Below are 22443 nucleotides of genomic sequence, written 5' to 3'. Positions count from 1 at the left end.
GCTCTGTGAGAAAGATCACGCAGCAGCTGCCGGGAACGCTCGGTGTATCGCGGCGACGGCGTCCTTGGTCTGTCCCTGCACATAGGGCGCGAGCTCGTTCGGCAGCATGTCGATGATCCAGACCAGGCGGCATCTCGCCTCGCCCTCCGCGATCACCTGCACCGAGGCGCTGTAGTGCTTCAGACGCTCGTTGTTGATCGCGTAGACCAGCCGCTGCCGCGCATCGTCGCAATCGACCAGCATCTCGCGCGCCACCGATCCGTTGGCGAAGGTGACGACGCGCGCGTCGCCGTCGAGCGTGCAGGCCGTGACGAAGCCCGGCGCCAGCCGCCGATGCAGCGCGCCGAAATCGCGCACCGCATCCCAGACGTCGCGCGCCGGGGCGGAGAGGGGAATGTCGTTGTGGATGGAGGCCATTGTTGAATCCTGGTTGAGTCCTGTGTAGAGAAGCGAGCGATAGCGCCGTCATCTCAGCTGTCATCGCCCGACTTGATCGGGCGATCCAGTATTCCAGTGGCCGCTGTGATGAAATCGAGAAGCTGCGGCGTACTGGATGCCCCGGTCAAGCCGGGGCATGACAATGTGTGTGGTGAGGGCTGCCGTACTCACGTGCAGACCGCCTCGACATTGTTGCCATCGGGATCGATCAAGAATGCCGCGTAGTAAGTCGGGCTGTAATCCTTGCGCGGGCCGGCGCCGCCATTGTCGCGGCCGCCGCTCTTCAAGCCCTCGCTGTGGAACGCCTTCACCGAATCATGATCCCCGGCGCGAAAGGCGATATGGGCGCCATCGGCCTTGCGTCCCTTGTTGAGGTGCAGCCATAGCCCGGGTTCGCCCTTCGGCCCGAAGCCGGCATAACCGTCACCGCTCGAGCACAGGACATAACCGAGCGGCGCCAGCACCGCGGTGTAGAAGCGCGTGGCGGCGTCGAGGTCGGCTACGCGCAATCCGATATGGTCGTACATGGTCGTCTCCATTTCCAAAGCGCGCCGCAATCGGCGCGCGCCGGAGACGAACCTAGTCAGTTGAGGGCAAGCTGTTCTTGGAGAATCTTGCGCTCGCCCTTCGAGGCCTGACGGAACTTGGTAGGCGACACGCCGGCGGCGCGGTGGAAGGTGCGGACGAAGTTGGAGAGATCGCCGAACCCGACGTCATAGGCGATGTCGGTGACGGCGATGTCATCGTCGGTAAGCAGCCGCGCCGCGTGCCGCAGCCGCGAGCGCAGCAAATATTGATGCGGGGTGACGCCGAGCACGGCGGAGAACAGCCGCAGGAAATGGAACGGGCTGAGCCCTGCCTGCCGCGCGGCCTGTTCGAGGTCGACCTCGGCATGCGAATTGGCGTCGATCCACAGCGCGGCTTCCACGGCGCGGCGGCGGTCGCGCGCGGTCGGCGTCGTCGGCTTGCGCGCCTTGCCCGAGACGACATCGACGAAACGGCCGGCGAGGATCTGACCGACTTCGTCGAGACCGAGGTCGCTGTTGCCATCTGCCGCCGTCTGGGCGAGTTCGCCCAGCACCATCAGCTCGGGCAGCGGCGGCGTCGCGCCGACCTGCCAGACGTCGCGCCGGCCGCCGAGCGCGTCGACCAGATCCTCGCTGAGGAAAAAGGACAAGCAGACGTCACCGGCGACATGCTCATGCGTGCAGGTGTATTCCTCGCCTGGCGCGCCGACCAGCATCGAGCCCGCCACCAGATCGAAGAACCCGGCGCGGCAATGACAGCCAAAGCTGCCCGCGCGGACATAGGCGATGGAATGGCCGGTGCGGCATTCCGCAAACGGGCTGTCGTCCGGTCCCGCGTCGCAGCGAAACTCGGAGACGGTCATCGAGGGGGTGGTCAGCAGCGTGGTCGCGTCCATGCCACCTATCTAGGTGGAGGGTCTCGGTGGGGCAACGGGCAGCAGCACGTCGAACAGCGTCTTGCTGGCGATCGGATGGGCGCCCTCCAGCGACAGCAGCCGCCGCTTGGAGATCACCCCGCCATAGGGCGAAAGCCGGTCGGTGTAATTGCCGGCCTCCAGCACCCGGTGGCAGGGCACGATCAGCATGTAGGGATTTTTCGCGATCGCCTGGGCCACCGAATGCGCGGCGCCGGAGGCGCCCAGCGTCTTGCCGATCTCGTGATAAGTGCGCGTCTCCCCGCGCGGGATGGCGCAGGCCGCTTCATAGACCCGCCGGTTGAAGCCGGGCACCCCGCTTGCGTCCAGGCTGACCTCGGAAAAATCAGCATCGCTGCCTTTCAGCAAGCCCACGATGCCCTCGATCGCAAACGCGGCATTCGCGGACGGCCGCTGTTCGCGCGCCTCGGGATGGACCTGGAAAATCCGGCGGCGGGTATCAATCTCCCGCGCCTCCGGCAATTGCACGGCGACGATGCCGGTGCTGCTCCAGATGATGCCGCAACGCCCTATGGTCGTGTCGAATATCGCGTAGCCACGCCCCACCATGCACACGCCCCACTCAGTGCACGTCTCCCCAGACAGGCGATCATAACACCGCCACAATCCGGCGCGCACCCAAAATCTTACCGGAAACTTAAGAAGGGTCGGGCGGGCTGCGCCAAAGCGCTTGGCGAGATGCGCCGTCTCGGCTAATCAGAGCGGGCGCAGGCTGCGCATCCGCGGGCGTAGTTCAATGGTAGAACGGCAGCTTCCCAAGCTGCATACGAGGGTTCGATTCCCTTCGCCCGCTCCATCCTTTAGTTCGGCAGGCTCCGCAGAAATTCCACGATCGCCGCGTTCACCTCCGCCGGCCGTTCCTGCTGCGTCCAGTGTCCGCACCCAGGCAGCATCTTGATCTCGCGCAGTTGCGGCACCCATTGCTTCATGTTGGCAACGTGCTCGGCGGCGCCAGGGAAGGCCATGACCATGTCGTGGTCGCCGGCGATGAAGAGCGAGGGCACGACCACCTTCACGCCCTCGAAGGCGCCCATCAGCTCCCAGTTGCGATCGATGTTGCGATAGTAGTTGAGCGGTCCGCGAAACCCGCTACGGGCAAATTCGGCACCGTAATAGTCGAGATCCGCGCTGCTCAGCCACGGCGGCAGCGGCACCTGCATTTTCGGTAGCAAGCCGTCCTTGCGAGAGACCATGCCGACACCGGCGCTCCGCCCTTGACGCCCGGCATTGGCGCGGATCACCGCCGCGCCCTCGCCGGAACCGCCATAGAGCATCGCGCCGAGCGTTGCGCGCGGATCCCTTTCGAATTCTGCTTCGGCGACACCCGGCTCCTGGAAATACAGTTGATAGAACTGCGCATCCGCCGTCTGCGGCATCACACTCGTCGGCGGCACCGGACCGCGCGGTCGATAGGGCACGCTGAGAATGGCGGCGGCGTGGAAGCGATCGGGCCGCAGGCGCGCCGTGTGCCAGGCGATCGTCGCGCCCCAGTCGTGCCCGACGATGACGGCGTCCTTCGCCCCGAAAGCGTCGAGCACGCCGACGAGGTCGCCGACCATGTGGAGGATCGTGTACTGGTCGATCGCTTCGGGCCGGTCGCTCTTGCCGTAGCCGCGCATGTCAGGGGCGACAGCGTGGAAACCGGCCGCCGCCAGCGCCTCGAGTTGGTGACGCCAGGAGTACCAACCTTCCGGAAAGCCGTGGCAGAGCAGCACCATCGGCCCCTTGCCCTGCTCGGCGACGTTGAGGCTGATGCCGTTGGCCTTGATCGTCCGCTGCGTCGGTTCGCCCATGTCGCCGCCTCCCGGTCATCGTCGTTGGATCTATCCTAGTCGGCCCTATAGGCTCCGCAAAATTTCTAATATATTAGCCCTTCGCTTCCGGCACACACGCATCGCCCAGCTTAAGCTTCTCGCGGCCCTGATGGGGTGCGGTCCTCGTGTCGGGCAATGTTCGGATCAGAGCCCAGGATCTGCAAAGAAAATGGACCAGCAGAAGCTCGATCGCGCGATCGGTCGTCGCTTGAAGACGCTGCGGACGCAGGCCGGCATGACGCTGAATGAGCTTGCCACGCGGTCCGGCGTCAGCCGGGCCATGATCGGGCGAGTGGAGCGGGCGCAGAGCAGTGCGACGGCTGCGCTGCTCGGAAAACTTTGCGCCGCGCTCGACGTGTCGCTCAGCGACGTCGTCGCGTTGGCCGAAAAGCCGCCGGAGCGGCTGGTGCGGCTCGCCGACCAGCCGCACTGGCGCGATCCCGACAGCGGCTATCGCCGTCGGCACGCCTCGCCGACGGACGCGGCGAGCGGCATCGAGATCATCGTCGTCGATTTGCCGGCCGGTGCGCGGGTGCCGTACAGCCCCTGGGGGCGCAACGCCTTCACGCAGCAACTGCTGATGCTGGAGGGCGCGATCGCCGTGCATATCGACGCCAAGGCAGTTCGCCTGCGCGAGGGCGACTGCCTCGACTTCGACGTAATGCGCGCGGTGATCTTCGAGAACGAGACCAGACAGGACGCGCGCTACGTCATCATCACGCGCCGCGGCGCGTCCTACGGCAAGATGTGAGCCCTGACGATGCAGATCCGCACCGGCGACACCTTTGATCCCCGCGTCATCGCGCTGCTCGACCATCACGTTGCGGCGGCGCGAGCACAGACCGCGCCGGGCAGCGCCCATGCACTCGATCTCTCCGGGCTGCGCGCGCCCGACATCGCGTTCTGGACCGGCTGGGACGGCGAGACGCTGGTGGCTGTCGGTGCGCTGAAGTCGCTGTCAGCTGAGCATGGCGAGGTGAAGTCGATGCATACGCTCCAGACCACGCGGCGGCGCGGCTTTGGCGGCGAGATGCTCCGCCACATCATCACGGCAGCCCGCGCGCGCGGCATGGTGCGGCTCAGCCTCGAGACGGGCTCGTGGGACTATTTCAAGCCGGCGCTCGCGCTCTACCAGGCGCATGGCTTTGTCCTGTGCGGCCCGTTCCAGGGCTATGTCGAGGATCCCAACAGCCTGTTCCTGACCCTGGATCTGTCGGCGAGCCGTTAGCTCAGGAGCGCGTCTCCTCGATCCTGTCGAGCACGCGCTCGGGTGCGATGTCCCGGCTTGCCTCCTCCAGATCGCGCTTCGAATCGGGCTGGACGTCGAGCCGCTCGGCGATTTGCGTGAGGAGGCGGGCGACCTTGGTCAATTCGTGCTCGGCGAGAAGGCTGATCTGGAGATCGAGATCGGCGCGCTTGTCCGCTGCTGCGCTCATGCGGTTCTGCGAGATCAGCACGAAAGTCGACAGGAAGATCGCCTCGACCGAAGCAATCATCGCCAGCACCACGAAGCTCTCGTCCCAAGCCGGGATTCCCGCCAGCCAATGCAGATTGGCGATGATCCAGAAGCCGAACACCGCGACATGGAGGTAGACGAACGCCATGCTGCCGGTGAACGCCGTGATCGCATCGGCAACCTTTTCCTGACCTCTGGACGCGCGCTGCTCCCGGCGGCGGCGCTCGACCAGGGCCTGGATGTTGCGCTCGAGCGTCGGGCTCAATCCCTCGCCGGGATCATGGGTGATATCATTATGCACGCGGCAGCAACGGCGGACGGAAGAGGCTGTTCCTAGGTTCGGCTGCGGGAAAATGCGTGCCGTCCCTCGAAATGAGTTGCGTACCTCAAAACACCTCTGCTAGCCTTCAGTCATGGCCGATACGCTCACCACGACCGCGCTGACGCTGAAGGACATCGCCCGCCAGGCCGGCGTCAGCCTCGCGACGGTGGACCGCGTCCTGCACAATCGTCCGGGCGTGCGGCCGGATACGGTCCGGCGCGTCAAAGAGGCGATCGAGCGCAATTCGTTCCAGCCGCATGTGGCCGCCGCCGAGCTCGCCCGCGGCCGCGCCCGCCGTTTCGCCTTCGTGATGCCGTCGGGGCCGAACCCGTTCATGCAGCAGATCCAGGATTATCTCGGCGAGATGTCGGGCTGGCTGTCGTCCCGCCGCCTCGGCGTCGAGACCGTCGCAACCGACGTGTTCGATCCGTCCGTGCTCGCGGCTTCCCTGGAAGGGCTCTCTGACGATTACGACGGCGTCGCCGTGGTGGCGCTGGACCATCCCGGCGTCCGCGCCGCGATCGACGATCTCGTCGATGCCGGCACCAGTGTCGTGACGCTGGTCTCGGACGTACCGTCGTCGCGACGGCACCATTATGTCGGCATCGACAACATTGCCGCGGGGCGCACCGCAGGCGCGCTGGTCGGGCGGCTGGTCGGACAAAAGTCCGGCAAGGTCGCGATCGTCGCGGGCTCGCAGGGCCTGCGCGACCATGCCGAGCGCATTTTTGGCTTCAACCAGGTGATGGCGTCGGAATTCCCCGGCCTCAGCGTGCTGCCGGTGCTCGAAGGACGGGACGAGGACGCGCGTTCGGAACAATTGTTGGCGCGGCTGCTGGGCAGGCATGCCGACATTGTGGGTCTTTATAATGTCGGTGCCGGCACGCAAGGCGTCGCCAACGCGTTGAATGAAAAGGCGTTGAGCGATGACGGCCGCGACAGGCAGGTGGTGTTCGTCGGACACGACGTCACCGCGCTGACGCGCCGGCTGCTGCTGCAGGGCGTGATGCATGCCGCGATCTCGCAGAACCCCGGACACGAAGCGCGGGCCGCCGTGCGCGTGCTGCTCGCGCTCGCCCGTGGCGAGCCGATCTTGCGCGAACAGGAGAAGATCAGGATCGACATCGTGATGCGGGACAATCTGCCTTAGCGGCAGGTGGAATTCAAAACGACCCGGTGCGGATAAGGCGACTTGAGTTCGCACACCGCAACAGGCGAAAGGGAGGATGGCGTGTATCTCGGTATCGACATCGGCACATCAGGTGTGAAAGCGGTGCTCGTGAGCGAAGCCGGCGCGGTTGTCGCGACGGCGGCGCGCGAGCTTGCGCTGTCGCATCCCGCGCCGCTGTGGTCCGAGCAGGATCCCGATGGCTGGGTCGATGCGGCGGTCGGCGCGGTCGACGATCTTGCCGCCCGCCATCCGCGCGAGGTCGCGCGGGTGCGGGGCATCGGACTATCCGGCCAGATGCATGGCGCGACGCTGCTGGACGAGGATGGACGTACGCTGCGTCCCGCGATCCTCTGGAACGACGGCCGCTCGCACGCCGAATGCGTCGCGCTGGAGCGGCGCTGCCCATCGCTGCACACGATCGCCGGCAATCTGGCAATGCCCGGCTTCACCGCGCCGAAGCTGCTCTGGGTCGCCAGGCACGAACCAAAGATCTTCGCGCGCGTCGCAAAGGTGCTGCTGCCGAAGGCCTATGTCCGCTATCGCCTGACCGGCGAGATGATCGAGGACATGTCGGACGCGGCCGGCACGCTGTGGCTCGACGTCGGTCTGCGCCGCTGGTCGGCCCTGCTGCTGCATGCCACCGGGCTCGATCTCCATCACATGCCACGCCTTGTCGAGGGCAGCGAGGTCAGCGCGACGCTCGCGCCGGACTACGCGCAACGCTGGGGCATGGCAAAGAATGTCGTAGTCGCCGGCGGCGCCGGCGATAACGCCGCGAGCGCGATCGGGCTCGGCGCCATCGCGCCGGGCGATGCCTTCCTGTCGCTTGGCACATCCGGCGTGGTGTTTCGCGTCACCGATCGGTTCGCACCAGCGCCGGCCTCGGCGGTCCATACGTTCTGTCACGCACTGCCCGGCCGCTGGCACCAGATGGGCGTGATGCTGTCGGCTGCGGCGTCGCTGGCCTGGCTCGCGGGCGTGATGGAGGTTCCGGCCGCAGCGCTGCTGGCGCCGCTCGGCGAGCGCGTCGATGGACCGAGCCCGGTCAAGTTCCTGCCTTATCTCGACGGCGAGCGCACGCCGCACAACGATGCCGCTGCCAGCGGTGCCTTCGTTGGCCTGCGCGGTGCGACCGGGCGCTCCCAGATCGTTCAGGCCGTGCTCGAAGGCGTCGCATTCGCCGCGCGCGACAATCTGGCGGCGCTGAGCGCGGCCAGCGGACCGCTTGCCGAGGTCGATCTCGTCGGCGGCGGCTCGCGCTCGCCGCTGTGGGCGCAGATCTGCGCCGATGTGCTCGGCATTCCCGTCCACCGCGTCGAGGAGGGCGAGGTCGGGGCGGCACTCGGCGCCGCCAGGCTCGGCCGGCTCGCCGCCACCGGCGAAGACGCGGCTGCGGTTTGCACCCGTCCCCGGCGGCTCGCGAGCTTTACGCCTCGCGCATCGGTCAGCGCGGCCTATGACGAGGCCTATCGCCGCTGGCGCGAGCTTTATCCTGCGTTGAAGGAGTGTGCCTAAGTGAATGCGTCAGCGAAATTCTTCGATACAAGCGTACCTGTCGCCTTCGCCGGCAAGGATGCGGGCAACGCGCCCGCCTTCCGCTGGTACGACAAGGACCGCCTCGTTCATGGCCGCAGGATGGAGGACCATCTGCGCTTTGCGGTCTGCTATTGGCATTCGTTGTGCTGGCCCGGCGGCGATCCCTTTGGCGGCGAGACGTTCCTAAGGCCCTGGCACCACGGCGCCGATGCGATGGCGCAGGCGCGCGCCAAGGCCGACGTCGCCTTCGAGCTGTTTCGCCTGCTCGACGTGCCCTTCTTCACCTTCCACGACGTCGATGCGGCGCCGGAAGGCAACTCGCTTGGCGAATCCGTCGCCAACCTCAATGCCATCGCCGATCTGTTCGAAGCGAAGATGGCCTCCAGCAAAGTGCGCCTGCTCTGGGGCACCGCCAATCTGTTCACGCATCGCCGCTACATGGCGGGCGCGGCCACCAATCCGGACCCCGAGATATTCACCTATGCCGCCGGCCAGGTCCGCGCCGCGCTGGAAGTGACGCACCGTCTCGGCGGTCAGAACTACGTGCTGTGGGGCGGGCGCGAGGGCTACGAGACGCTGCTCAACACCGATATCGAGCGCGAGCTCGACCAGCTCGGCCGCTTCGTCTCGCTCGTCGTCGAGCACAAGCACAAGATCGGCTTCAAGGGGCCGATCCTGATCGAGCCGAAGCCGAAGGAGCCGACCAAGCACCAATATGATTTCGACGTCGCCACCTGCTACGGCTTCCTCGCGCGCTACGACCTGCTGAAGGACGTCAAGCTCAACATCGAGCAGAACCATGCCATCCTCGCCGGCCACTCCTTCCATCACGAGGTTGCGCTCGCGGAGGCGTTGGGCGTGTTCGGCTCGCTCGACATCAACCGCGGCGATGATCTGCTTGGCTGGGACACCGACCAGTTCGCGATGAACGTGCCCGAGCTTGCCCTGGTGTTCCACGAGCTCCTGAGCCGCGGCGGCTTCACCTCCGGAGGGCTGAATTTCGACGCCAAAATCCGCCGCCAGTCGATCGATCCCGACGATCTGATCCACGCCCATGTCGGCTCGATGGATGCCTGCGCGCGCGCGTTGCTTGCCGCCGCAGACATGCTCGATTCCGGCGCGCTCACTGTGCCGCTTGCGAAACGCTACGAGGGATGGGCGGGGCCCGAGGGCAGCGCCATTCTCGGCGGCCAGCGCTCGCTCGCCGAACTTGCCGACCGCGCGCATGGCCCAGGCTTTGACCCGCAGCCGCGCTCGGGCCGGCAAGAATATCTGGAATCCCTCGTCAACCGCTACGTCTGAGGAAGGCCGCTGATGACAAATGCACAAGCGACACCGGTCCTCGAGCTGACCGGCATCGGCAAGGAGTTCGGCGCGATCCGCGCGCTGCATGATGTCGACATGCAAGTCCTCCCCGGCGAGGTCGTCGGCCTGATGGGCGACAACGGTGCGGGCAAGTCGACGCTGGTCAAGATCATCGCCGGCAATTTCCGCCCCAGCCACGGCGAAATCCGCTTCGCCGGCAGCGCGGTTCATTTCAACCGGCCCGTCGATGCCCGCGGCGTCGGCATCGAGGTGGTCTATCAGGACCTTGCGCTCGCCGACAATCTCACCGCAGCAGCCAACGTCTTTCTAGGCCGCGAGCTGAAGCGCAGAATCGGGCCGTTCGCGTTGCTCGACCACAAGGCGATGGCCGCGCGTGCACTGGAGCTGTTCGGCGAGCTGCGCTCGGAGACGCGCCCCGACGATCTCGTCAAGCAGATGTCGGGCGGCCAGCGCCAGGCGGTTGCGATCGCGCGGACGCGACTCTCCAACGCCAAGCTGGTCATGATGGACGAACCCACGGCCGCGATCTCGGTCCGCCAGGTCGAGCAGGTGCTCGGCCTGATCCACCGGCTGAAGGAGCAGGGCGTTGCCGTGATGCTGATCTCGCACCGCATGCCCGACGTGTTCGCGGTGTGCGATCGCGTCATCGTCATGCGCCGCGGCGAAAAGCGGGCCGACAAGCCCATCCACCAGACCTCCCCCGAGGAAGTCACCGCCCTGATCACCGGCGCGAAGGAGGCGGCGTGATGGCCATGCCCATGGAATCCCCGATCACCTTCTCGAATGTCGGCAAGATCAGATGGTGGCAGCGCGGCATCTTTGCGTCCCAGACCGGCTATGTCCTGCTCGCGCTGGCGGTGCTGCTGGTGGTCATGCATTTCGCCAGCCCGTACTTCTTCACAGAAGGCAACATGCAGAATGTGGCGAAGAATTTCTCCTTCATCGCCATTGCCACCCTCGGCGTCACCTTCGTGATCATCACCGGCGGCATCGATCTGTCGGTCGGCTCGATGATGTGCTTCTCCGCCATGGTCACCTCGATGGTGATGACCGAGCTGTCGGCGCCCGGCTCGCCCGCGGGCTCCCTGTTCGTGCACATGGCGGCCGACGGCAAGACCGTGCTCGCCAATGTCCCCGGCCTGATCCTGCTGGTCTCGCTGCTCGCCGGCCTCGGCGTCGCGCTGCTCGCCGGCCTCGTCAACGGCTTCTGTATCGCGGTGCTCGGCCTGTCGCCGTTCGTCACCACGCTCGGCATGCTCTCGATCGTGCGCGGGATGGGCTATGTCGTCTCCAACGGACGCGGCAGCTTTCCGGGCGGGCCGGATGCCGGTTATTTCTACGCGCTTACCTCGGGCGACGTGCTCGGCGTGCCCGTGCCATTCATTTATCTGATCGTCCTCGCGCTGGCGATGGCCGTGGTGCTGCACCACAGCTCGTTCGGCCGTCACGTGTTCGCGCTCGGCGGCAACGAGAAGGCGGCCGAACTCACCGGCATCCCGGTCGTGCGGGTGAAGATCGAGGTCTATGTGATCTGCGCGCTCGCCGCAGGCCTCCAGGGCATCATCATCTCGGGCTGGCTTGGGTCGGCGCCGGCCAACATGGCGACGTCCTACGAGCTCAACGTGATCGCTGCGGCCGTCATCGGCGGTGCCAATCTCGCCGGCGGCATCGGCGGTCCGCTCGGCGCCATCGTCGGCTGCGTGCTGCTCGAGGTGATCCGCAACGGTCTCGTGCTCGCTCAGGTCAGCTCCTACTGGCAGCAGACGCTGGTGGGCGTGATCATCATCCTGGCCGTATTGGTCGACCGCATCCGCTCGCGGATGATCTGAAACGACGTCGTTCCGGGACGGCAACGAAAATGCCGCCTGTCCGCTTCCCGGACGATCTCAAGAGGACAGGCGCTAAAGAAGGGTGGAGGAGACGATGAGGAAATTTGTTCTTGCCGGAATCGCCGTCGCGATGATGGCTACGCCGGCGTTTGCCGCAAACTACCGGTTCGTGATCGTGCCCAAGGCGATGAACAATCCGTTCTTCGACTTCGCGCGAGACGGCTGCCTGAAGCGTGCCAAGGAGCTCGGCAATATCGAGTGCATCTACAAGGGGCCGGTCGAGCACGAGCCGGCGACGCAGGCCCAGATCATCCAGGACTTCGTCACCCAGAAGGTCGACGGCCTCGCCATTTCGGTTGCCGACGTCGCGGCGATGACCAAGTCGATCGACGCGGCGACCGCGGCCGGCATCCCCGTCATCACCTTCGACGCCGATGCACCGGGCGCCAAGCGCATCGCCTATATCGGAACCAACAACAAGGAGTTCGGCGTCGCCCTCGGCAAGCAGCTCCTGAAGCTGCGGCCCGATGGCGGCAAATACGCCATGGTCTCGGGTGGTCCCGGCGCCAAGAACCTCGCCGAACGCGTCGACGGCGTTCGCGAGGCGCTGAAGGGTTCGAAATGGACCGAGGTCGCGGGCTCTCCGACGTTCTGCAACGACGATCCCGCGCTGGCGGTTCAGCAGATGACTGACATGCGCACCGCGACGCCAGATCTCGCCGCGATCGTTCCCATCGGCGGCTGGCCGATGTTCGCCCCCGAAGGCTTCAAGGCCTTCGCGTCCAGGTACAAGAAGGATATCGATTCCGGCAAGTTCACGCTTGTCGTCGCCGATACGCTGAAAATGCAGCTCGAGCTGTTGCGCGACGGCTACGCCAATGCGCTGGTCGGCCAGCGTCCGTTCGAGATGGGCGAGAAGGCGATGGACACGCTGCTCGCCATCAAGAAAGGCGAGAAGGTGCCGGAGATCGTTTATACCGGCCTCGATCTCGTGACCAAGGACAACGTTGCGCAGATGTTGAAGTAGGAGCGTCGCCAGCCCCGCGCTCCTCGCGTGCCTCTCCCGCTTGCGCTTTTCGCAAGCGGGAGAGATGATTTTGGCTGTTGGGGAAGACTGTTGAGGCAATGGGAATGAAAAGGTCGCGGCTCGGCTCTCTCGATGTCACCTCACTCGGCCTCGGTTCCGCCCCGCTCGGCGGCTTGTTCTCCCCCGTCAGCGATGCCGATGCGGAAGCGACCATCGCCCGCGCCTGGTCGCTCGGAATCCGCTTCTTCGACACCGCGCCGCTCTACGGCTTTGGTCTCGCGGAGCGACGCCTTGGCGCATTCCTGCGGCGACAGCCCCGTGACTCCTATGCCATCTCGACCAAGGTCGGCCGTCTGCTGCGCGCGCCCGATGGCACTGCCGTGGAGGACGAGCATTACAAGGGTACGTCGCGCGAGCGGCCGGTGTTCGATTTCAGTTATGACGGCGTGATGCGATCGGTGGAGGAAAGTCTGGTGCGGCTTGGGCTCGACCGCGTCGATGTCCTGCTCGTGCATGATCCCGACGATCATTACGACGACGCCGTCGCCGGCGCCTTCCACGCGCTCCAGCGCCTGCGCACTGAGGGCACCGTCCAGGCGGTCGGTGCCGGCATGAACCAGTCGGAAATGCTGGTCCGGTTTGCAGAGGCCGTTCCGGTCGACTGCTTCCTGCTCGCCGGCCGCTACACGCTGCTCGACCAGGGCGCGCTGGATGCGCTGTTCCCTCTCTGCGCCTCCAAGAACATCGGCATCCTGCTCGGCGGCATCTACAACAGTGGCATCCTGGCCAATCCGCACACGGGCGCGAAGTTCAACTATCAGGACGCCGATGCGGCACTCGTCGCCCGCGCGCTCGCGCTCGACGAACTCTGCCGCAAGCACGGCACCGAGCTGAAAGCCGCCGCGCTGCAGTTCTGCATGGCCCATCCGGCAGTCACGGTCGCGGTGATGGGCGCGCGCAACGCCGCGGAAGTTGCCGATAACATCGCGATGTCGGAGACGGCGGTGCCCGCGGCGTTCTGGCAGGAGCTGCGTGCGCGAAAATTCGTCGACGCCCGCGCGCCATTACCGGGCGGAGCGTAAGGCATGATCATCGACGGACATCAGCATTTCTGGGATCCCGCGCGCGCCGACTATCCCTGGATGGACGCGCCCGAGCTCACGCCGATCCGGCGTGCCTTCGGTCCGGCCGATCTCGCGCCGCTTTTGAGCGCGAACGGCATCGATGCGAGCATCCTGGTGCAGTGCCGCTCGGAGCTCGCGGAGACCGAGGAATTCTTGCGGATCGCGCATGCGACGCCCTCGGTGATCGGCGTCGTCGGCTGGGTTGATCTGACTGATGCTGCACTTGGCGAAACGCTGGAGCAGTTGCGTGCTTCGCCCGGCGGCGACAAGCTGGTCGGCATCCGCCACCAGGTCCATGACGAGGCCGACCCGGAGTGGTTGTTGCGCGAGGACGTCCAGCGCGGCCTCACGGCCGTGTTCGCGCACGATCTCGCCTACGATTTCCTGGTCCGCGCCCGCGAGCTGCCGGCCGCGATCGCAACAGCACAAGCCTTCCCGCAGGCGCGCTTCGTGCTTGACCACGCCGCCAAGCCGCCGATCGCCGACGGTGGAAGCGACGAATGGTCCGAGCGCATCGCGGCTCTCGCGGCGTGCGGCAATGTCTGGTGCAAGGTCTCGGGGCTGGCGACGGAAGCGGTGTGGAGCGACTGGGATGCGGAACTGCTGTTTCCGTTCGTCGCGCACGCCGCGACATGCTTTGGCGAGGATCGCCTGATCTTCGGCTCGGATTGGCCGGTATGTTTGCTCGCGGGGAGCTATGGGGAGATCAAGAATGCGCTTGAGGCCTGCCTGATGAAGCTCGGGCCGCAGGTGCGGGACAAGGCGTTCGGCGTGAATGCGAAGGCTGCGTATCGGCTGGCGGTGAGTTGAAGCCGCCAGCGCGCGTGTCACTCAGTGTTCGTCGCCAAACACCCGATCCAGCGCCGCATCGTACGTCGTCTGCACCAGTTGCGGATGCAGCTTCGCCAGCGTCTCCATCATCACGCCGGAGTTGATCTCGAGCACGCGCCAGATGCCGTCAACGTGCACGAGGTCGATCGAGGCGAAGGTGATGCCGATGGCATTGGCGGCATCGATGGCGAGCTTTGCGCAGGCTGTGCGAAGATCGCCGTCCTGTATCAGCACGGGCTTTGCACCCGCATCGAGATTGTGCCGCCAATCCGAGCCACGCTGCTTGCTGTAGACGACGAGTGGCACGTCATCGAGCAGTACCACGCGAACTTCGTCCTCGATCACGACATAAGGCGAGATCACGAGTCCGGCGCTCATCGAAAAGGCTTCGCCAACCGCACGATCGAGCTCTGTTTCCGTCGTTACCCTGAAGACGGATCGTCCCGACGTCCCCTCGTTCGGCTTCACCACCACGCCTTGCGGATTGTCGTGAAGCAGCGCCAGCATTGCCTCTCGCCAGGCGACGCCGACAACCTTCTCGCCCAACTTGGGATTGAGGAACAGGCGATGGGGAATGCAGGGCACGCCCTCGAGGGCGAGCACCTCGGCGGTGGCCGATTTGTCGTTGGCCAGGCGGTGCGCGATGGCGCTGTTGAGGCCGACGTCGTAGCCGAACGCGAAGAGGCGCTGCTCGCCCCGGCGCATCGCGAGCAGCCAGCCATCGGCGCGGACATCGAGCGCGATGCCATGCTTCGCGCAATAGCGCTTGATCGCCTGGACGAAGATCCGCTCGCCGCTCGCCATGTGTCTAAGTCGCCAGTCGCAGTCGCCAGTTTCGGTTGATCTTGGCGCCAAAAGCCGCAAAAATGCGGGAAACGGCGCCAGACCGGCGAGAAATCAGAGCTATTCTTAATGAAATTCTCGCGAGCGCCACGGAAATTAAGTGCTGTATTCGAACTCCCGAGGGAAAAGAAATTGCCCTCCGCATGCGCCGGACAGCAGATCCATTAATGATGTGACCATTTCCGCCGCAAATGCCGGTTTGACCGGCATCAATTGCATCCGGAACGAGGTTGATTATTGGTCTCAATGGCGTAGATCACACACGCGAAATCCTCCGCCATGGCAATGGTGTCCGCTCCGCTTCCAGGGGCCGGGCAACGCTTTTGCCCTAAAACCGCAATTATTCGGAATATCGAAAATCATGAGCGCGTTTTACCGAGAGAAGGTTCTTTCCGTCCAGCACTGGACCGACACCCTGTTCAGCTTTCGCGCCACCCGCGATTCCGGCTTCCGCTTCCAGAACGGCCAGTTCGCGATGATCGGCCTTGAGGTTGAGGGCCGCCCGCTGCTCCGCGCCTACAGCATGGCGAGCGCCAATCACGAGGAAGAGCTCGAGTTCTTCTCGATCAAGGTTCAGGACGGCCCGCTGACGTCGCGTCTCCAGAAGATCAAGGAAGGCGACACCATCCTGGTCGGCCGCAAGGCGACCGGCACGCTGATCACCGACAATCTCATTCCCGGCAAGCGGCTGATGCTGCTCTCGACCGGCACGGGCCTGGCGCCCTTCGCCAGCCTGATCAAGGACCCCGAGGTCTACGACCAGTTCGACAGCATCGTGCTGGTGCATGGCTGCCGTCAGGTCTCCGAGCTCGCCTATGGCGAGAAGCTCGTCGCCGGTCTTCGCGAGGACGAACTGTTCGGGGAGTTGCTCGCGGACAAGCTCATCTACTACCCGACCGTGACCCGCGAGCCGTTCAAGAACCGCGGCCGCATCACCGACCTCATCAGCTCCGAGCAGATCTTCAACGACATCGGCCAGGGTCCACTCGACATCGCGACCGACCGCATCATGATGTGCGGCAGCCCGGGGATGCTCGAAGAGCTGAAACTGATGTTCGAAGGCCGCGACTTCGTCGAGGGCTCCGGCAACAAGCCCGGCCATTTCGTGATCGAAAAGGCGTTCGTCGAGCGGTAATCGCCGCGTTCTCTGGTCGTTCCGGCCTAGTGCGCAATTGCGCACGGGGGCCGGGATGACCGCGGTGAGTGTGGTCGTCGGCCCAGCCTCTGCTGCACTGCAAAAGCCCGCCCATCGGGCTGATTGATTTATCCCCGCCGAATTCGCTAGCGTGAAACAACCGCCGCGTCATATCCGTATGACAGGCGCGGGCGTATCGTACCGCCTCATGCTGGCGAGAGGATGGGAATCGTGGCCGACGAGCATAAGACGCAGGAATCGCCCAACGTTTCGCCCAAACGACTGCCGCTGGCGGAAGAGGGGATCATGGAAACCCTGCTGCTGCCATTCTCCCCACGGTTCATCGTCCTGACGATCTGCGCGGTTGTCACCGCGCTGCTGATCGGCATCGGCATCGCCGACCGCAAGATCTTCGACATCCTGCTGATCCCGATCCTGATCTTCGGCGCGTTGACGCTGCTGGGCGTCCGCGACCTCATGCAGAAGGGCCACGCCGTTCTGCGCAACTACCCGATCTCGGCGCATATCCGTTTTTTGCTCGAAGAGATTCGCCCGGAGATGCGGCAGTACTTCTTCGAGAGCGAGAAGGACGGCATGCCGTTCTCGCGCGACATCCGTGCGGTGGTCTATCAGCGCGCCAAGATGCAGCTCGACAAGCGTCCGTTCGGCACCCAGGAGGACGTCTACCGCCAGGGTTATGAGTGGATGCATCACTCGGTCTCGCCGAAGACGCACGCCGAGGAGAAATTCCGCGTCACCATCGGCGGCCCCGATTGCGCCAAGCCGTATTCGGCTTCGGTGTTCAACATTTCCGCGATGAGTTTTGGCGCGCTCAGCCCGAACGCCGTGCGCGCGCTGAATGCCGGCGCCAAGAAGGGCGGCTTCGCGCACGACACCGGCGAGGGCGGCTTCAGCCCCTATCACGCGGAGATGGGTGGCGACATCATCTGGGAGATCGGCTCGGGCTATTTCGGCTGCCGTCATCTCGACGGCGCCTTCGATCCCGAAGCCTTCGCGCGCGTCGCGAGCCAGGACCAGATCAAGATGGTCGAGCTCAAGATCAGTCAGGGCGCCAAGCCCGGTCATGGCGGCGTGCTGCCGGCGGCAAAAGTCTCGGAGGAGATTTCCAAGATCCGCGGGGTCGCCATGGGCGAGGATTGCATCTCGCCGGCCTCGCATCGCGCCTTCTCGACGCCTGTTGGCATGATGCAGTTCATCGGCGAGATGCGAAAGCTCTCCGGCGGCAAGCCGACCGGCTTCAAGCTGTGCATCGGCCATCCCTGGGAATTTTTGGCGATCTGCAAGGCGATGATCGAGACCGGCATCTATCCCGACTTCATCGTCGTCGACGGCAACGAGGGCGGCACCGGCGCCGCGCCGTTGGAGTTCATGGACCATCTGGGCATGCCGATGCGGGAGGGCGTCAGTTTCGTCCACAACGCGCTGATCGGCATCAACGCGCGCGATCGCATCAAGATCGGCGCCTCCGGCAAGATCGCGACCGCGTTCGACATGGCACGCGCCATGTCGATCGGCGCGGACTACTGCAATTCGGCACGCGGCTTCATGTTCTCGCTCGGCTGTATCCAGTCGCTGAGCTGCCACACCGACCGCTGCCCGACCGGCGTCGCGACCCAGGACCCGACGCGGGCGCGCGCGCTTTACGTACCGCTCAAGATCGACCGCGTGCACAATTATCACCTTGCCACGCTGCACTCGCTGACCGAGCTGATCGCCGCGGCCGGTCTCGAACATCCGCAGCAGCTGCGCCCGATCCACTTCTCCCAACGCACCTCGACGACGGACGTGAAATCTTTCGCGCAGCTCTATCCGTCGCTGCGTCCGGGCGAGCTGCTCGAAGGCACCGAAGACCCGCGCTTCCGCGATGCCTGGCGTATGGCGCGGACGGAGACGTTCCAGCCGGCGCTGTAGGGCGCCGGTCCACTGGCAAAGCCGCAGGCCCCGCGCGTAAAGGCATCGCGATGTGGGCTGCGTTTAACGCCTGGTTCAACTTTGGGTGTAGATTGTCCCCATGGACGAGCGGCGCGACAAGGCAAGGCATCGGGTGCTGAAGGCCGGAACGATCGAGTTCGGCGGCGGCGGCGCGATCGACTGCACCATCCGCAACCTGTCCGATACCGGCGCCGCGCTCGACGTCAGCAGTCCCGTCGGCATCCCCGACCATTTCAGCCTTTTCGTCCAAGCCGATGGAAAACATCTCGCCTGCACCGTGATCTGGCGCAAGGAAAAGCGGATCGGGGTGAGGTTCGGGTGAGGGCTGGGTCGGCAATCTCAACTGTCGTCCCGGTGCGCAATTGCGCACGCGGGCCGGGACCCATAACCACAGCGAGCGGTTCGGCGAAGATTGGTCGTTCTGTACTTCTACCTTCAGCAATCGATAAATCACGCGGTATGGGTCCCGGCCCCCGTGCGCAATTGCGCACTAGGCCGGGACGACACGTGGAGAGTTCAGCACCACCTCACGTCGCCGCTCGCTCACCCCGTCTCTACTTCGCTCCGCCGGCTCGCGAGAATCTTGTCGATCCTCCGCCCGTCGAGATCGACCACCTCGATGTGCCAGCCGCCGAAGTCGAAGGCGTCGCCGACACCGGGCAGCACGTTGAACTGTTGCAGCACCAGGCCGGCGACCGTGTTGTAGCGGTGCGGCGGCAGTTCGATGCCGAGCAGCTCGCCGAATTCGTCGACCGGCATCCAGCCCGAGACCAGCAGCGAATCGTCCGCGCGCTTGACGTAGGCCGGTTCCGGCGGGCCTTCCTCGGAATGGAAGGCGCCGACGATCGATTCCAGAATGTCAGCCGTCGTCACGATGCCTTCGAAGGCGCCGTATTCGTCGTAGACGAGGCCGACATGCACCGGCGCAGCCTTGAGGATCGCCAGCACGTCCCGGGCATCGGCTGAGGCGGGAATGCCAGGCGCCTCGCGAACCAGCACGCGCAAATCCGGCGTGCGCTCGTTCATGAAGGCGACCAGCAGGTCCTTGGCCTGGAGCACGCCAATCGGCTTGTCACGGTCGCCGTCGGACACCGGAAAGCGTGAATGCGGACTCTTGGCGATGGTCGCTTGAATGCTCTCCGGCGTATCGTTCAGGTCGATCTCGTTGACCTCCGTGCGCGGCGTCATGATCGCGCCGACCGGCCGGTCGCCGAGCCGCATCACGCCCGCGATCATCTCCTTCTCACCTGACTCGAGCACGCCCGCGCTTTCGGCTTCGCTGACGAGATGATGGATCTCGTCTTCCGACACCTTCTCTTCGGACTTGCCGCCATGGCCGAGCAACGTGAGGATCAGCTTGCCGGAGAGATCGAGCAGGAAGACCAGCGGCAGCGAGACCTTCGCAAGCACGTGCATCGCGGGTGCAACCCTGACCGCGATGCTCTCGGGGTCGCGCAGCGCCACCTGCTTGGGCACCAGCTCGCCGACGATCAGGGTGGCGTAGGTGATGAGTGTGACAACCAGGCCCACGCCGACGATGTCGGCAATTCCTGCGGACAGGCCGAGTTCGAGCAGCCATTGCGTCAGCCGCTGTCCGAGCGTCGCGCCCGAGAACGCGCCGGAGAGGACGCCGACCAGCGTGATCCCGATCTGCACCGTCGAGAGGAATTTGCCGGGATCGGCCGCGAGCGTCAGCGCCCGCTCGGCGCCGCGGACGCCCTTGGCGGCGAGCATCGACAGCCGCGCCGGACGTGACGAGACCACGGCCAGCTCGGACATGGACAGCAAGCCGTTGATGACGATCAGGACGACGACGATAGCGAGTTCGGCCGAGAGCATTGATGTTCCGAGGTAAGGGAGTGTGGCGCGGATGGCGGCACAGGCATTGATATAGGTATTCGAGGAAGAAATGCCGATGATTCTGTCGCATCGGGGACCGCGAGGGAACCTCGGCGACGCCGTCCCGGAAGGTGCTCGAAGCCCAATACCCCGCGGAACTACGGGCATGCCGTTGCTTAACGGGCTCTTAGCGGCAACCGGCTAGGTTTTCGGCATTTGCAGGAATGTATTCGGGGGATCAGATGCGGATCGGGAAGCTCTTTGCGGTGTCGATGCTGACGGTGACGGTGTTTGCAGTCATCCTTGGCGCCGAGGTGCTCATACCCCAGGCGCGCATCTTCGCGAACCGCTCCGATGCGATCAAGACGGTCGACGCCTTTGGTGCGACCCTGATGGTCAGTCAGCAGATTGCTAGCCTTCGTGCCCCCTACATCTCCCCGATTTTCCAGGAGAACCCTGCGACGCAGGCCCAGATCGAAGGCGCCGCGAAGGCCGCGAAAGCGGCCGATGCCGCATTCGAGGGGGCAAGGCGCGCCATCATGGTGCTGGATGATTCCGGAGCGATGATCGAAAAACTGGACCGTACCGCGCGGCGGCTCAGGGATATCACCACGGCGGCAGATCGCGCGATGAGCGTTCCGCTGGCGACACGGGACAGCGCTGCGATCAAGGGCTTCCTTCCGGGCGTTGCCGAGGTCATCGGCAATATCGAGCCGATCATGAACCGGCTCGAAGCGAAGGTCATCAATGCCGATTCCTCGCTTGCGGCGCTGTTGGGCCTGGCGCGAACGGCGCAGGATCTGCGCGTCTCGGCCGGCAGCCGCGCCGCCACGCTGTCGCCGGCGCTGAGCGCACGCCGACCGCTCACGGCGACCGAATTCTCGCTGATGGATCGTATGCAGGGGCGCGTCGAGGCCGACCGCGAGCGCATCGAGGCCGGCATCGACCAGCTCGGAAGCCCGCCCCGCATCGCCAGCGCGCTGAAGGCGGCGACGGATTCCTATTTCGGAAAGGCAGCGCTCGTCGTGGACAAGGAAATGCCTGCGGCACGTGGCGACGGCAAGTACGGCATCAACGCCGAAGAGTTGGCGAGCGTCATCGTACCCGCCATCCAGATGTTCTACGGCGTGCGCGATGCCGCGCTGGCCGAAGCGGCCGAGCGTGCCTCGGCCGCGCGCGACGGCGCGCTGGCGATGTTCGCGCTCGCGGGCGTGGCGGTGCTGGCGCTGCTGGGGACGCTCGGTGGCGTAACCATGATGCTGCGCCGGCGCGTGGTGACGCCGTTGGGCCGGCTCGCGGACGTGATCGCAACGCTTGCCGCCGGACAGCACGAGGTCGAGATTCCCGTGACCCGCCGCAACGACGAGATCAGCCAGGTGGCGGGCTCGCTCCAGCACTTCAAGGACTCGCTCTCCGCCAAGAAGGCCGCCGACGAGGCCGCCGCGGTCGAAGCCGAGGCGAAGCTCCAGCGCAGCCAGCGCATGGACCAGATCGCGCGCGATTTCGAAGCGTTGATCGGCGACGTCATCAACACCGTCTCGTCCGCATCGTCGGAGCTCGAAGTGTCGGCGGGAACGCTGACCAGCACCGCCGATCAATCGGAAAAGGTCACCGCGACCGTCGCGGCCGCCTCCGAGCAGGCCTCCAGCAACGTGCAGACCGTTGCCGCGGCCGCGGAGGAAATGGCGTCCTCGGTCGACGAGATCGGCCGGCAGGTCCAGGACTCCGCGCGCGTGGCCAGCGAAGCGGTGCAGCAGGCAGCGCGGACCAACGACTATGTCGGCGAGCTCGCCAAGGCTGCCGGCCGGATCGGCGACGTGGTCGAGCTCATCAGCCAGATCGCGGGCCAGACCAACCTTCTGGCGCTCAATGCAACGATCGAGGCGGCGCGCGCCGGCGAGGCCGGGCGCGGCTTCGCCGTGGTCGCCTCCGAGGTCAAGGCGCTCGCCGAGCAGACCGCCAAGGCGACCGGCGAGATCAGTCAGCAGATCACGGGTATCCAGAGCGCGACCGAGGATTCGGTCGGCGCCATCAAGTCGATCGGCGACACGATCACCCGCATGTCGGAGATCGCATCGGCGATCGCCTCCGCGGTCGAGGAGCAGGGCGCGGCGACGCGGGAGATTTCCCGCAACGTGCAGCAGGCGGCACGCGGCACCCAACAGGTCTCCGCCAGCATCGTCGACGTGCAGCGCGGCGCGAGCCAGACCGGATCGGCCTCCTCCACCGTGCTCGCGTCCGCGAAGTCGCTGTCCGGCGAGAGCAGCCGTCTCAAGATCGAGGTCGGGAAATTCCTGGACGCGATCCGGGCCGCCTAAGAAGGTCATTGTGAAGGTA

General features: G+C 65.4%; 22 protein-coding genes and 1 tRNA gene. 15 read left to right on the top strand and 8 right to left on the bottom strand.

From position 1 onward, the window contains the following. Positions 1-15: 15 nt before the first annotated feature. The 4 genes from AC0L27_RS30185 to AC0L27_RS30170 all read right to left on the bottom strand — a co-directional run bounded on the left by AC0L27_RS30185 (position 16) and on the right by AC0L27_RS30170 (position 2449). Entirely contained in the window at positions 16-417 is a 402-nt protein-coding gene (locus AC0L27_RS30185) for an SRPBCC family protein (protein ID WP_354063975.1), read from the bottom strand. 188 nt (positions 418-605) lie between these two features. Beyond that, positions 606-965: a VOC family protein gene (locus AC0L27_RS30180; protein ID WP_354206151.1), complete on the bottom strand. Its 360-nt coding sequence runs from the start codon at positions 963-965 to the stop codon at positions 606-608. 56 nt (positions 966-1021) lie between these two features. After that, positions 1022-1861 carry a helix-turn-helix transcriptional regulator gene (locus AC0L27_RS30175; protein ID WP_354206153.1) on the bottom strand — a complete coding sequence of 280 codons (840 nt, stop codon included), beginning with the start codon at positions 1859-1861 and terminating at the stop codon, positions 1022-1024. Positions 1862-1870: 9 nt separating this feature from the next. Then, the gene (locus AC0L27_RS30170) at positions 1871-2449 is read right to left on the bottom strand and encodes a methylated-DNA--[protein]-cysteine S-methyltransferase (RefSeq protein ID WP_354254580.1); all 579 of its coding nucleotides are present in this window, start codon (positions 2447-2449) and stop codon (positions 1871-1873) included. A gap of 173 nt (positions 2450-2622) precedes the next feature. Here AC0L27_RS30170 and AC0L27_RS30165 point away from each other — a divergent pair. Then, positions 2623-2696, top strand: a tRNA-Gly gene (locus tag AC0L27_RS30165). A 4-nt stretch (positions 2697-2700) separates the two neighbouring features. Here AC0L27_RS30165 and AC0L27_RS30160 read toward each other — a convergent pair. Continuing rightward, entirely contained in the window at positions 2701-3693 is a 993-nt protein-coding gene (locus AC0L27_RS30160; RefSeq protein WP_354206157.1) for an alpha/beta fold hydrolase, read from the bottom strand. Positions 3694-3883: 190 nt separating this feature from the next. Here AC0L27_RS30160 and AC0L27_RS30155 point away from each other — a divergent pair, with 190 nt between their 5' ends. Together AC0L27_RS30155 and AC0L27_RS30150 are read left to right on the top strand one after the other, a co-directional pair. Next, positions 3884-4465 carry a helix-turn-helix domain-containing protein gene (locus AC0L27_RS30155; protein ID WP_275168432.1) on the top strand — a complete coding sequence of 194 codons (582 nt, stop codon included), beginning with the start codon at positions 3884-3886 and terminating at the stop codon, positions 4463-4465. A 9-nt stretch (positions 4466-4474) separates the two neighbouring features. Continuing rightward, entirely contained in the window at positions 4475-4942 is a 468-nt protein-coding gene (locus AC0L27_RS30150) for a GNAT family N-acetyltransferase (RefSeq protein ID WP_354206160.1), read from the top strand. Between the two features lies 1 nt (position 4943). Here the strand turns inward: AC0L27_RS30150 and AC0L27_RS30145 are convergent, their stop codons facing one another. Next, on the bottom strand, positions 4944-5471 hold the full coding sequence (locus tag AC0L27_RS30145; RefSeq protein WP_354206162.1) for a DUF1003 domain-containing protein: 528 nt from the start codon (positions 5469-5471) through the stop codon (positions 4944-4946). Between the two features lie 112 nt (positions 5472-5583). Between AC0L27_RS30145 and AC0L27_RS30140 the strand changes: the two genes are divergently transcribed. The 8 genes from AC0L27_RS30140 to AC0L27_RS30105 all read left to right on the top strand — a co-directional run bounded on the left by AC0L27_RS30140 (position 5584) and on the right by AC0L27_RS30105 (position 14315). Beyond that, positions 5584-6642, top strand: coding sequence for a LacI family DNA-binding transcriptional regulator (locus AC0L27_RS30140; RefSeq protein ID WP_354206164.1), 1059 nt, complete (start codon positions 5584-5586; stop codon positions 6640-6642). An 81-nt stretch (positions 6643-6723) separates the two neighbouring features. Then, positions 6724-8178, top strand: a complete 1455-nt coding sequence (gene xylB / locus AC0L27_RS30135) for a xylulokinase (RefSeq protein ID WP_354206166.1) — start codon at positions 6724-6726, stop codon at positions 8176-8178. Then, positions 8179-9501 (top strand): xylose isomerase, encoded by a 1323-nt coding sequence (gene xylA / locus AC0L27_RS30130; protein ID WP_354206168.1) that lies wholly within the window; start codon positions 8179-8181, stop codon positions 9499-9501. A gap of 12 nt (positions 9502-9513) precedes the next feature. Continuing rightward, positions 9514-10272 (top strand): ATP-binding cassette domain-containing protein, encoded by a 759-nt coding sequence (locus AC0L27_RS30125; RefSeq protein WP_007597833.1) that lies wholly within the window; start codon positions 9514-9516, stop codon positions 10270-10272. Further along, positions 10272-11354: an ABC transporter permease gene (locus AC0L27_RS30120; RefSeq protein WP_354206170.1), complete on the top strand. Its 1083-nt coding sequence runs from the start codon at positions 10272-10274 to the stop codon at positions 11352-11354. Before AC0L27_RS30125 ends, AC0L27_RS30120 begins: the two co-directional genes overlap by 1 nt. Positions 11355-11448: 94 nt before the next feature. Beyond that, a complete protein-coding gene (locus AC0L27_RS30115; protein WP_275168425.1) occupies positions 11449-12381 on the top strand; it encodes a sugar-binding protein in 933 nt (310 codons plus the stop codon). 104 nt (positions 12382-12485) lie between these two features. Beyond that, positions 12486-13463: an aldo/keto reductase gene (locus AC0L27_RS30110; RefSeq protein ID WP_354206173.1), complete on the top strand. Its 978-nt coding sequence runs from the start codon at positions 12486-12488 to the stop codon at positions 13461-13463. 3 nt (positions 13464-13466) lie between these two features. After that, on the top strand, positions 13467-14315 hold the full coding sequence (locus tag AC0L27_RS30105) for an amidohydrolase family protein (protein WP_354206175.1): 849 nt from the start codon (positions 13467-13469) through the stop codon (positions 14313-14315). 21 nt (positions 14316-14336) lie between these two features. Here AC0L27_RS30105 and AC0L27_RS30100 read toward each other — a convergent pair whose 3' ends face one another. Then, complete coding sequence (locus tag AC0L27_RS30100) at positions 14337-15140, bottom strand: ATP-grasp domain-containing protein (protein WP_354206177.1); 804 nt, start codon at positions 15138-15140, stop codon at positions 14337-14339. 400 nt (positions 15141-15540) lie between these two features. Between AC0L27_RS30100 and AC0L27_RS30095 the strand changes: the two genes are divergently transcribed. The 3 genes from AC0L27_RS30095 (at position 15541) to AC0L27_RS30085 (ending at position 18589) form a co-directional block, all read left to right on the top strand. Next, positions 15541-16314, top strand: a complete 774-nt coding sequence (locus AC0L27_RS30095) for a ferredoxin--NADP reductase (protein ID WP_354064005.1) — start codon at positions 15541-15543, stop codon at positions 16312-16314. Between the two features lie 222 nt (positions 16315-16536). Further along, the gene (locus AC0L27_RS30090) at positions 16537-18246 is read left to right on the top strand and encodes an FMN-binding glutamate synthase family protein (RefSeq protein ID WP_354064007.1); all 1710 of its coding nucleotides are present in this window, start codon (positions 16537-16539) and stop codon (positions 18244-18246) included. A gap of 100 nt (positions 18247-18346) precedes the next feature. Further along, positions 18347-18589, top strand: coding sequence for a PilZ domain-containing protein (locus tag AC0L27_RS30085; protein WP_027565868.1), 243 nt, complete (start codon positions 18347-18349; stop codon positions 18587-18589). Between the two features lie 221 nt (positions 18590-18810). Here AC0L27_RS30085 and AC0L27_RS30080 read toward each other — a convergent pair whose 3' ends face one another. Continuing rightward, complete coding sequence (locus AC0L27_RS30080) at positions 18811-20106, bottom strand: hemolysin family protein (RefSeq protein WP_275168419.1); 1296 nt, start codon at positions 20104-20106, stop codon at positions 18811-18813. Between the two features lie 242 nt (positions 20107-20348). On the opposite strand from AC0L27_RS30080, the gene AC0L27_RS30075 reads away from it, so the two are divergent. Further along, a complete protein-coding gene (locus tag AC0L27_RS30075) occupies positions 20349-22424 on the top strand; it encodes a methyl-accepting chemotaxis protein (RefSeq protein ID WP_473321379.1) in 2076 nt (691 codons plus the stop codon). The last annotated feature ends 19 nt before the right edge of the window (positions 22425-22443 follow it).

The sequence above is a fragment of the Bradyrhizobium sp. Ken51 genome (genome assembly GCF_055807435.1).
The sequence above is the reverse complement of the archived record's forward strand: the minus strand, read 5'-3'. Positions and strand labels throughout refer to the sequence as shown.

What these genes read in the sequence shown, in the direction of transcription:
- AC0L27_RS30185 (WP_354063975.1), bottom strand. Translation starts at nt 417, where the DNA reads ATGGCCTCCATCCACAACGACATTCCCCTCTCCGCCCCGGCGCGCGAC.
- AC0L27_RS30180 (WP_354206151.1), bottom strand. Translation starts at nt 965, where the DNA reads ATGTACGACCATATCGGATTGCGCGTAGCCGACCTCGACGCCGCCACG.
- AC0L27_RS30175 (WP_354206153.1), bottom strand. Translation starts at nt 1,861, where the DNA reads ATGGACGCGACCACGCTGCTGACCACCCCCTCGATGACCGTCTCCGAG.
- AC0L27_RS30170 (WP_354254580.1), bottom strand. Translation starts at nt 2,449, where the DNA reads ATGGTGGGGCGTGGCTACGCGATATTCGACACGACCATAGGGCGTTGC.
- AC0L27_RS30160 (WP_354206157.1), bottom strand. Translation starts at nt 3,693, where the DNA reads ATGGGCGAACCGACGCAGCGGACGATCAAGGCCAACGGCATCAGCCTC.
- AC0L27_RS30155 (WP_275168432.1), top strand. Translation starts at nt 3,884, where the DNA reads ATGGACCAGCAGAAGCTCGATCGCGCGATCGGTCGTCGCTTGAAGACG.
- AC0L27_RS30150 (WP_354206160.1), top strand. Translation starts at nt 4,475, where the DNA reads ATGCAGATCCGCACCGGCGACACCTTTGATCCCCGCGTCATCGCGCTG.
- AC0L27_RS30140 (WP_354206164.1), top strand. Translation starts at nt 5,584, where the DNA reads ATGGCCGATACGCTCACCACGACCGCGCTGACGCTGAAGGACATCGCC.
- AC0L27_RS30125 (WP_007597833.1), top strand. Translation starts at nt 9,514, where the DNA reads ATGACAAATGCACAAGCGACACCGGTCCTCGAGCTGACCGGCATCGGC.
- AC0L27_RS30120 (WP_354206170.1), top strand. Translation starts at nt 10,272, where the DNA reads ATGGCCATGCCCATGGAATCCCCGATCACCTTCTCGAATGTCGGCAAG.
- AC0L27_RS30115 (WP_275168425.1), top strand. Translation starts at nt 11,449, where the DNA reads ATGAGGAAATTTGTTCTTGCCGGAATCGCCGTCGCGATGATGGCTACG.
- AC0L27_RS30110 (WP_354206173.1), top strand. Translation starts at nt 12,486, where the DNA reads ATGAAAAGGTCGCGGCTCGGCTCTCTCGATGTCACCTCACTCGGCCTC.
- AC0L27_RS30105 (WP_354206175.1), top strand. Translation starts at nt 13,467, where the DNA reads ATGATCATCGACGGACATCAGCATTTCTGGGATCCCGCGCGCGCCGAC.
- AC0L27_RS30100 (WP_354206177.1), bottom strand. Translation starts at nt 15,140, where the DNA reads ATGGCGAGCGGCGAGCGGATCTTCGTCCAGGCGATCAAGCGCTATTGC.
- AC0L27_RS30095 (WP_354064005.1), top strand. Translation starts at nt 15,541, where the DNA reads ATGAGCGCGTTTTACCGAGAGAAGGTTCTTTCCGTCCAGCACTGGACC.
- AC0L27_RS30090 (WP_354064007.1), top strand. Translation starts at nt 16,537, where the DNA reads ATGGGAATCGTGGCCGACGAGCATAAGACGCAGGAATCGCCCAACGTT.
- AC0L27_RS30085 (WP_027565868.1), top strand. Translation starts at nt 18,347, where the DNA reads ATGGACGAGCGGCGCGACAAGGCAAGGCATCGGGTGCTGAAGGCCGGA.
- AC0L27_RS30080 (WP_275168419.1), bottom strand. Translation starts at nt 20,106, where the DNA reads ATGCTCTCGGCCGAACTCGCTATCGTCGTCGTCCTGATCGTCATCAAC.
- AC0L27_RS30075 (WP_473321379.1), top strand. Translation starts at nt 20,349, where the DNA reads ATGCGGATCGGGAAGCTCTTTGCGGTGTCGATGCTGACGGTGACGGTG.